The 8,700-nt window shown below is 62.3% G+C and carries 9 protein-coding genes, 1 tRNA gene and 1 other RNA gene; 5 read left to right on the forward strand and 6 right to left on the reverse strand.

The window, feature by feature from the left end; genetic code table 11:
• Positions 1-59: 59 nt before the first annotated feature.
• Genes Y703_RS0103535 through Y703_RS17685 form a run of 3 tightly spaced genes read right to left on the reverse strand, consistent with a single transcriptional unit; the run spans position 60 to position 3,495 of the window.
• Positions 60-1,409 (reverse strand): multicopper oxidase domain-containing protein, encoded by a 1,350-nt coding sequence (locus Y703_RS0103535; protein WP_253907921.1) that lies wholly within the window; start codon positions 1,407-1,409, stop codon positions 60-62.
• Complete coding sequence (locus Y703_RS17680) at positions 1,406-2,839, reverse strand: multicopper oxidase domain-containing protein (protein WP_035763698.1); 1,434 nt, start codon at positions 2,837-2,839, stop codon at positions 1,406-1,408. The genes Y703_RS0103535 and Y703_RS17680 overlap by 4 nt, the downstream gene beginning before the upstream one ends.
• Positions 2,836-3,495, reverse strand: coding sequence for a hypothetical protein (locus Y703_RS17685; protein WP_253907922.1), 660 nt, complete (start codon positions 3,493-3,495; stop codon positions 2,836-2,838). The genes Y703_RS17680 and Y703_RS17685 overlap by 4 nt, the downstream gene beginning before the upstream one ends.
• An 86-nt stretch (positions 3,496-3,581) precedes the next feature.
• On the opposite strand from Y703_RS17685, the gene Y703_RS17690 reads away from it, so the two are divergent.
• Positions 3,582-4,484 (forward strand): Cof-type HAD-IIB family hydrolase, encoded by a 903-nt coding sequence (locus Y703_RS17690; protein WP_051427269.1) that lies wholly within the window; start codon positions 3,582-3,584, stop codon positions 4,482-4,484.
• A gap of 56 nt (positions 4,485-4,540) precedes the next feature.
• Here the strand turns inward: Y703_RS17690 and Y703_RS0103560 are convergent, their stop codons facing one another.
• Positions 4,541-5,512 carry an NAD(P)-dependent alcohol dehydrogenase gene (locus Y703_RS0103560; protein WP_026551617.1) on the reverse strand — a complete coding sequence of 324 codons (972 nt, stop codon included), beginning with the start codon at positions 5,510-5,512 and terminating at the stop codon, positions 4,541-4,543.
• A gap of 56 nt (positions 5,513-5,568) precedes the next feature.
• Between Y703_RS0103560 and Y703_RS17695 the strand changes: the two genes are divergently transcribed.
• Positions 5,569-6,276, forward strand: coding sequence for a TetR/AcrR family transcriptional regulator (locus tag Y703_RS17695; protein WP_253907923.1), 708 nt, complete (start codon positions 5,569-5,571; stop codon positions 6,274-6,276).
• On the opposite strand, the gene Y703_RS0103570 is transcribed toward Y703_RS17695, so the two are convergent.
• Positions 6,260-6,763 (reverse strand): glutathione peroxidase, encoded by a 504-nt coding sequence (locus tag Y703_RS0103570; protein WP_026551618.1) that lies wholly within the window; start codon positions 6,761-6,763, stop codon positions 6,260-6,262. The genes Y703_RS17695 and Y703_RS0103570 overlap by 17 nt on opposite strands.
• A gap of 75 nt (positions 6,764-6,838) precedes the next feature.
• Between Y703_RS0103570 and Y703_RS0103575 the strand changes: the two genes are divergently transcribed.
• A complete protein-coding gene (locus Y703_RS0103575; RefSeq protein ID WP_026551619.1) occupies positions 6,839-7,774 on the forward strand; it encodes an oxygenase MpaB family protein in 936 nt (311 codons plus the stop codon).
• A 147-nt stretch (positions 7,775-7,921) separates the two neighbouring features.
• Here Y703_RS0103575 and Y703_RS0103580 read toward each other — a convergent pair.
• A tRNA-Ser gene (locus tag Y703_RS0103580) sits at positions 7,922-8,006 on the reverse strand.
• A gap of 190 nt (positions 8,007-8,196) precedes the next feature.
• Between Y703_RS0103580 and ffs the strand changes: the two genes are divergently transcribed.
• Positions 8,197-8,292, forward strand: an RNA gene (ffs, locus tag Y703_RS21345) — signal recognition particle sRNA small type.
• Positions 8,293-8,316: 24 nt separating this feature from the next.
• The coding region (locus Y703_RS17700; protein ID WP_035763739.1) for a glutamate--tRNA ligase family protein at positions 8,317-8,700 on the forward strand (384 nt) is incomplete at its 3' end.

Consider the following 8,700-nt stretch of genomic DNA (forward strand, 5'->3'; position numbering starts at 1 on the left):
AATGAAACATGAGCCACGCCCAGCGGCATGTAGTGGCCTAAAGGTTACGTGCCGACGGATCAGGTCACAATGATCGGAACCGTCCGTACAGCCAGTGTCGCGCCAGTAATCCAGTCCTCCCACTCGACTCTCAGTTCGTACCGGCCGGAAGCTCGAGGCATTAGCATCACGTCGTAACGTTCTGCGGCGCCGAATGCCAGCACACTGGTGAGCAGGGGATAGCCGGCCGCCGAGCAGGTGGGAGCCGGCACCCCCGGAATAGACGTGTCTCTGAAGGGCCTCCCATCATGAGCAATGATCTCGGCAATCCGCGCAGGGTGCCCCGCCGCATCGGTGAAGTACATCCGGTTTGGTAGATAGTTTGCGTTCACTATCCGCAGAAGCGTTGGCTTGCGCGCCCCAGACACCACGTTGGCGGAGATGGATGAGAGACTCCACGCGCGGTCGTCCGTGTCACCCCGGTTGGACAACTGGCCGCCCAGCAGATAGAAGTGCTTGGGCTCAAACCGGTTTAAACCGACATCCTCACCGGACAACCCGGCCGCATGGTTCATTTCATGCCAGCGCGGGTCCACCGAGTACGGAACTAGGATGGTTTCCGACTCGATGTCGTACTCGGGTCCGTCAACGAAGGCTCTGCGCGCGCCTGGGCTCACCGGACAGCTGGGATGCACTACGGGGTCCACCACCAGTGCCCCAAACATACCCATCTGTGCGTGCAGGACGGTGTTGACATGGCAGTGATAGAAGTATGTGCCCGCCGCCCCATAGTTGGGATCACCGGGCCTGCCTGGCTCGGCCTGCCACTGGTAGGTATAGGTATTCCCGATTTCAAAGGAAGTGTGCCCTACTCCGTCATTGCGTGGATCGGGTTCCATGCCGTGCCAGTGGATGGTGTGCGCGCCCTTACCTGGAGTAAACGTCGCATGAAAAATCTCGCCTTCCTTGGGGCGCAGTGTCGGCCCCGGCAGGCTCCGGCCGGACGCCTCTGTCTGGAAACTCCAGATCTCGATTTTTTTGCCATCATCAAATGCAAGATCGCGGGAAAAGAAGTCCAGGACCACAGCTGTTTGCGGCGTCTGCAGAAATTCCGTTCCAGGGTTATCAAGGTCAAGCTGTTCTGAACTGAAGTCCACCTGGCTGCGAAACCGGTGGTTCGGGACTCCAGCGTGGTCGTCATCAGGGTCGGGTAGGGGGATGGGCGCCAGTGTCGGCGTTGGCGTTGGCGTTGGAACCAGGGTTGGTGTCGCAGAACGTCTCGGCTTGGGCGTCGGCTTAGCAGTCGTCGACTTCGGCTTCGGCGTGGGGGTGGGCGTCGGCTTCGGCTTCGCGGTCTTGCGCTCGGCTTCTGTGCGCTTGGACCAGGGGAACCGCCGCTCCATGCTGGCGGGAACCTTGCCGTTGCTCACAATGCCGCTCCTGTGATCGGTGCTTTCAGGGTCCAGTGAGCAACCAGCCCACCCGGATACAACCCTCCGGCAGCTGTCTGCGAGGGCTCAGCGTGACAGTGCATGGGGTATTCCCAGTCTGTTTTTCGGGCGGCCCAGACGGCGTCGACGGCATCCGGGGGCCGCTTGATGGGGATGATGCAGTCCTTGCGGTCCATGGGTTCCAGTTCAACCACGTCCTCCCATTGCTGAACCACAACGTGACCCTCGGGATCCACGAAGCCGTCACTGCGCGGCCAATTGTAATTGTTGCGTCCTACGGTCCACAGGTGGTTTCCATGAAAGTGCATCTGGTGGAACACGATTCCAGGGTTGACCATTCGGACAAGCTGCCCTCCGCGCAGCGTTCCCAACTCGGTGCCCTCGCCGAACTGACGGACGTCCAGCTGTCGCGGATACCCGGAAATGAGCGTCTGTTCTTTTTGCGCCAGATTCAACTGATCGTTGGTGGTGATGCCGAGGGATTCGAATCCGCTGCGTCCGTTCAGCAAAAAGTACCGCGGGACGGCCTTCGTCCTACGTGGGTCGACGGTTCCTCCGGACGCCTCGATCCCGGCCCAGACCGAGTCAACGTCATGACAGATCCATAGCCACTGGCGCTCGAATGAAGCGAGGTTCTCCCCGACGGCCCACTGATGGTCCGGATGCACAACCAGCAGCACCCCAAAGAGGCCCAATACCCGCTCAACCGGATTGTTGGTCGGGTCGGTGTAGATGTACGTCCCGGGTGCGGTCGCATCAATTTCCAGCATTGCGGTTCCCGCTGGATCGATGACGCCGGTGCCCACGTCGCTCTTGCCGGGACCGACCCCGTGCAGGGTGAACTGATGCGGCTTGGACAGCCGGTTGTGAACACGTATCCGGATCCTGCCCCCCACTTCAGCAATAATGGTGCGCTCCGGAAAATAGCTCGCCCAGTAGTTGCGGCGGATATAATACTGCCCGGGGTTGGCAGGGTCCGGCCCGTAGGGCTGCGGCGTTCCGTGCGGGGGCAGCGGGGCGCCCAATGGGTAGCTCCGGCTCTCCACCAGTTGCCCGCTCGCGGTGAACACCTTCGGGGCAATTGCAAGGCTAGGGCGGAAGTCGTCAACATTCGTTGGACGGTCCCCAAATCCACGGTGATAGATCAACGAGCCGTCAACCATTTTCAGGTAGCCCTCATTGATATAGAGGTCCAGTACGCCTGGGATTGGACTGACAGCCATCGGCTGGCTCGATGCCACCACTCGGCCCTGGGTGCGCTTGAGTGGCTGCTGATGAACCAGTGCAGCCACTCCCACCCCCGCGGCGGCTCCATACCTGAGGAAGTCCCACCGGCCCAGCTGCCCGGCCGCAGCCACAAGATCGGTAGCTTCCGCAACATCCTGCGGCCCATTATCGATATCAGTCATGATTTCGACAACCAGCCCGGCCGGTTGAGCACCGAAGGCATCTCAAGCGGCAGAGGTTCGCCGTGGCTCCAGGGATCGGTGAACTCAGCAAAGAGTCTTTTCGCATCGGAGGGCACCAGGAAGTTGATCCAAAAATAGCTTGTCGATTGCGCTGCCAATGGGCCCGTTACCGCTTCCGCGTCCCTGTTAGTCACTGTGGGTCCGTCCGCCCCGATCTGCAAGCGCAGTTGACCCGGGGCAAAGAGCACTGGACGGTCGGTATGGTTACGAACCTCGAGCCGAAGTGCGAGATGTTCTCCCCAGGTGCTATTGGCCGGTTGACCCGAGTTACCTACACCCACCGTTCCATGACCGCTGTGGGCCGGACCGGACTTCATCAGGTCACCAATACCGCCTGGCCCGTTCGCCGGGGGGAACCTTAGCTGGCGCTCGGCCTCGCTCAGGCGAACGCTGCCAAAAGAAGTTTTCACTCCCGACACGGTGGTGAGAGTACCGCTGGTCAAACCAACGGCCACGAGGCCACCCATGCTCACTGTGCCGGCTGCCGTGACACCGATCAGCACCCCGAATACCCTGCGTGTCAGGCCAGGCTTGTCCGCTGGCCTGATATCCGTGCAAACGGTGGGCTGCACAACCTCCCCCAATAATGTGGTCATCGGCTCATCCGCTCTTATTTGTAGACTTAGCATCTCCCTAGAAATTGTTACTTCGACACCTTGTAGAAATCTTGGAGACGTGACCTATGCCTGACACCGATTCGCGCCCTGAGCTGACCGGACTCCTGCTGGATGTCGATGGACCGATCGCGAGTCCCGTCTCGCGGACAGTGCGTCAGGAGATCATCGGCGACTTAGTGACCCTTGCCGCCGCGGGCTGGCCCGTCATCTTCAATACCGGGAGGTCCGACACGTTCATCCGGGACGAAGTCATGACGCCGATGCAGGCGGCAGGCATTCCGGAGGGGGTGGTGTTCCACGCTATCTGCGAAAAGGGCGGGGTATGGTTCAGCTTCGACAGATCAGGGGCTGGCGAACTGCACATTGATCAATCGCTGGCGCTGCCGAAGGAGTTCGGCGCCGGCATCCGTGACCTCGTGGCGGAAAAGTACTCGGAACACATGTTCTTCGATGAAACCAAGCACGCAATGGTCTCTGTGGAGCAGCACGTGGACGTGGACAACACCGATTATCTTGCTGAGCAGGAGGGGTTCGACGCCGACGCGCTGGCCCTGATGCGCTCCCATGACATGGGAGTCTGCCGGCTTGCCCACCACTCGCCGGACAGTGATGACAACATCGACTACCGGATTGACCCGACCATCATCTCCACCGATATTGAGTCGGTCCGTCTGGGCAAGGATCTCGGCGCCGAGCGGGCGCTGAGCCTCCTCGACGCTCGCATTCCCTCACGCTGGCGGACTGTTGGGGATTCACGCACCGACTACGCGATGGCCGATTACCTGCACGAACACGGTTACGACGTCGCCCACGTCGATGTGCGGCCCGCCGATGGGGTCCCGGAGACGCCGTATCCAGTTCACACCGAGGACGACCTGACCAACGACGACGCCGGGGCGGCCTTTCTGGCGCGCTGCGTGCTGTCGCTGACGCCGGGCAGTCACATCGGGCAGATCACTGGCGAGTAGCTGAGCATCAGCGTCGATCCGGCCGCCGGCAGGCGCGATTCACGCTCACTCGATGGTCACGGTGCGGCGTCATGTCCCGCGTGCGGCAGGACCACGAGGTTCCCAATCTTCCGGCCAGTGTCAATCAGTCGATGCGCTTCCTGCACTGACTCAAGCCCGGAGAGGACCTCCGTTAACGGGTCGAGCTGTCCACCGGCCACAAGGTTCAGGAGGAGGGCGAAGTGCTCGCGCCGCTCCGGAGCCGGGCCCGCGAACACCTGGCCCCTCGCGCGGATGGTATCGATCAGGCTCGCAACCGCCAGAATGAGCGATCCCCCCGGAACGAGTAACCGCAAGCCATCGTCGCGGGAGACGTTACCCACCGCGTCGAAGACGATGTCGAAGCGGTCCTCAAGCATCGCAACCGGCGTTTTCGCATAGTCGATAACCCGGTCCGCGCCCAGGCGAACCGCAAGGTCCGCATTGCGCTCGCTCGTGACCGCAGTCACAGTGGCGCCGAAGTGCTTGGCGAGCTGCACTGCGGCGGACCCGACTGCTCCCGACGCGCCGTTGACGAGCACCGTATTTCCCGCTGTCACGTGGGCTCGATCGCTGAGGAAGTGCAGGGCCGTTGTGCCGCCGAAGAGTATGCCCGCAGCATCCGTGTGGGGCACCTCCGCGGGCTTGCGCACCAGCGTCGCGGCCCGGGCTCTAACGTACTCAGCATGCGCCCCCAGACGCGCACCGGTCATCCCCACCACCTCGTCGCCGGGGGAGAACTGGGTGACATCAGCGGCGATGTGCTCCACCTTGCCCGAAAACGCTGCACCCAGGACACGGGCCCTTGGACCACTGACACCGATAGCTGCGCGAGCGAGCACGCCGAACCCTTTCGGGAATCGTCCGGCGCGGATACGTGCATCGCCAGCCGTCACCGCGGCGGCCTCCACGCGGACCACCACCTCCCCTGCACGCGCCTCGGGCATCGGCGCCTCTGACACGACGGCATTTTCTGGTGGTCCGTAGTGGTTTACAAGCACGACTCGCATGACATCCCCTTACATGTGTAAGCTGTTTCTGGAATAGTAGGCTTACAGGTGTAAGAATGCAAGAGGGGATTGAAATGGCCGAACGGGCCCCGCTCAGCGGGCAGCGCGTCATCGAGGCTGCGGTGGCGGTTGCCGATCGCGGTGGGCTCGCCGCGGTCAGCATGCGCAACGTTGGCAGTGAACTCGGCGTCGAGGCGATGTCGATCTATCACCACATCGCCAACAAGGAAGCGCTGCTCGACGGGCTGGCAGACTGGATCTTTACTCGGATCGAACTACCCGTTCAGGAATCTTCGTGGCGACCGGGAATGCTGCTGCGGGCGGCGTCCGCGCGGGATATCCTCTCAAGTCATCCGTGGGCGCTGGCGCTGATCGAGTCACGGGCGAACCCCGGTCCAGCGCTGATGCGCCACCACAATGCGGTCGTTGGATGCCTGCGACGCGGGGGTTTCCCGGTAGTCCTGGCGTCGCAAGCGTTCTCAGTCATCGACGCCTACGTCTACGGGTTCGTCCTGACAGAGCAGAACCTACCTTTCGAAGCGTCCTCCGGTGCCGCGGACTTCGCGGCCACCATTGCGCCACCACCCGATGAGTATCCATACCTCGCTGAACTAGTTGACGAACTCACCGCCGGTGGCAATTACTCGTTCGCCGCTGAGTTCGACTACGGGCTCGGAGTCATCCTTGACGAACTTGAACGACGGCTAGCGAAAAACACTTCCCGGCCCAACCTCCACAGTGGAGAAGCTAAGCCGCCCGGCTAGCAATTGCACTTTCGATAGCCGCAACTACCTCGTCTGATTCGGGCTCGACGGTAGGGGCGAAACGCGCCACCACCGAGCCCTGATCGTTCACCAGGAACTTCTCGAAGTTCCACTTCACCAGTCCCGGCAGCATCCCGTTCTTGAACTTGGTCAACTCCGAGTACAGCGGGTGCTGATTCTTGCCGCGCACGTCAGCTTTTTTGGTCAGCGGGAAGGTGACGTCGTAAGTGGTCGAGCAGAAGGCCTGAATGTCCTCATCGGCGCCTGGCTCCTGGCTCATGAACTGGTTGCAGGGCACACCGACAACCACGAATCCCTGATCCCGATACTTTTTGTACAGGTTCTCCAGGCCGCCGTACTGGGGGGTGTAGCCGCACTTCGACGCAACATTCACCACCATCACCGTCTTGCCCGAGAAGTCCCCGAACGACGCCTCTGTGCCGTCGTTCATGGTCAGAGGGATGGAATGCAAATTCGTTCGTGACATGGTTACTCCCAATAGGCGACTGCTTTTCATTCGTACGGTAGCAGCCAGTGGATGGGCCTGAGCAATAATGAGTGAGTGGCCTCACTGATTAATACCTGGCGAACGCAGCTCCGCAAGACCTTTACGGCTAACGCGGAGGCCCCTCCGTCCTGGGCTGAGAAACTGGACGAGGGCGACGACGTCGGGTACTTCCCGCCGTCGTCAGCTGCCTGGGCGGTGCACAGCTCCATGACTCCCCTGGTGGGAGGCATCCGCGCCCTCCTCCTGCAGGCCCTGCATCCGGGAGCCATGGCGGGTGTGCATGACTTCTCCCGGTACCGTGAGGATCCGCTAGGCCGTTTGGCCGGCACCATCCAGTGGATCTTCACCGTGACGTACGGATCCGCGGAGGCGGCCAAGGGTGGATCGGCCTGGGTGCAGCGGCTGCATCAGCGGGTCACCGGAACGTATGTCGATAGCAAGGGCGTCACCCAGGCTTACTCGGCAGCCTCGCCCGACCTGTTGCGCTGGGTGCATCTGGCGTTCACCGACGCCTTCCGCGCCTCCCACCTGGCCTACGGGTCCGCGATCCCCGGCGGCGCTGACAGCTACGTAGCGGAATGGGCGCAGGCCGGCCGGCTCATGGGGGTAACAGATCCGCCGGAGTCAGCGGCACAGCTCGCCGCCCAATTGGCAGCGTTCGACGATGAACTGGTGTGCGGACCGCAGGTCACCGAAGCGCTCCGCTATATCAAGCGGCCACCGCTGCCGGTGTCACAGCGCTTCGGCTATCAGGTGCTGTTTGCGGGTGCCGTGGCAACCCTTGAGCCGCGGCACCGGGAGCTGCTCGGGCTCCGCGTTCCGTCGCTGGGGCCTATCCCGCTGCCGGTACGCACGGCGACCCGCGTGGTCATGTTCATCGTCCGCCTCGGCCTGGGCCCTGAGGGCCCGAGTGAGGCAGCTGCCAAACGTAGGCTCGCGCGGCTGAAGGGAACAGCAGCGGAAGCCAACCCACCCCGGCCGGGGATATGACCTCCCGCAAAGGGCACGGCTGCTGAATCGGGTGCGCTTTCCCAGTGAACAGTCACAGTGAGTGGGAAGTATTGCGGAACCAGGATCGCCAAAAGAAAAAGCGGTTCTGACCGGCACAATGCCTTGCCAGAACCGCTTTCCAGTGTGCGGAGGATGGGGGATTTGAACCCCCGAGGGCGTTAACCCAACACGCGTTCCAGGCGTGCGCCATAGGCCGCTAGGCGAATCCTCCTAGTTTGGAGCAGATACCAGAATACCCAACGGGCAACGATCTAACGAATCGCCGCTAACCGGACATCGCCGCTGCCCTGTCAGCGGCGATGTCCGCACGGCCCGCAGGCCAGTATTTGCCGGACATTTCGGTGCCTCGATCGGCACTTTACCCGGTTCGAACCCGACCCCCGGATTCCTGTAGACTATTTCCCGGCCCCTCATGCGGTGTCACCCTGTGAACTCCCCCAGGACCGGAAGGTAGCAAGGGTAAGCGGGCTCTGACAGGTGCATGGGGGGTCTTCTCATCCCCTGACGCTGCAGGAGCACCGATGAACAACCCCGGCGCCGGCCGCTTTGCCCCCAGCCCATCGGGGGAACTGCATCTGGGGAATCTCCGCACTGCCATCTTTGCCTGGTTGTTTGCGCGCAGCACCTCACGGGCGTTCCTGCTGCGGATCGAAGACCTGGACCGGACCCGTTCCGGAGCCGGAAACGCCCAGCTCACCGAGCTTGCCGCCGTCGGAATCGACTGGGATGGCACGCCAGTCCGCCAAAGTGAGCGGCTAGCTCTGTACCAGGATGCCATTGAGTCATTGCGCAACGCAGGCCTGCTGTACGAGTGTTTCTGCTCCCGCCGCGACATCGCCGAAGCCGTCAGCGCCCCGCATTCCCTGCCGGGGTCCTACCCTGGCACCTGCCGCAACCTGACGACG

The sequence above is a fragment of the Arthrobacter sp. H20 genome (assembly GCF_000520515.1).
Taxonomy (GTDB): Bacteria; Actinomycetota; Actinomycetes; order Actinomycetales; family Micrococcaceae; genus Arthrobacter_D.

What these genes read in the sequence shown, in the direction of transcription:
- Y703_RS17680 (WP_035763698.1), bottom strand. Translation starts at nt 2,839, where the DNA reads ATGACTGATATCGATAATGGGCCGCAGGATGTTGCGGAAGCTACCGAT.
- Y703_RS0103570 (WP_026551618.1), bottom strand. Translation starts at nt 6,763, where the DNA reads ATGTCACGAACGAATTTGCATTCCATCCCTCTGACCATGAACGACGGC.
- Y703_RS17690 (WP_051427269.1), top strand. Translation starts at nt 3,582, where the DNA reads ATGCCTGACACCGATTCGCGCCCTGAGCTGACCGGACTCCTGCTGGAT.
- Y703_RS0103560 (WP_026551617.1), bottom strand. Translation starts at nt 5,512, where the DNA reads ATGCGAGTCGTGCTTGTAAACCACTACGGACCACCAGAAAATGCCGTC.
- Y703_RS17695 (WP_253907923.1), top strand. Translation starts at nt 5,569, where the DNA reads ATGCAAGAGGGGATTGAAATGGCCGAACGGGCCCCGCTCAGCGGGCAG.
- Y703_RS17685 (WP_253907922.1), bottom strand. Translation starts at nt 3,495, where the DNA reads ATGACCACATTATTGGGGGAGGTTGTGCAGCCCACCGTTTGCACGGAT.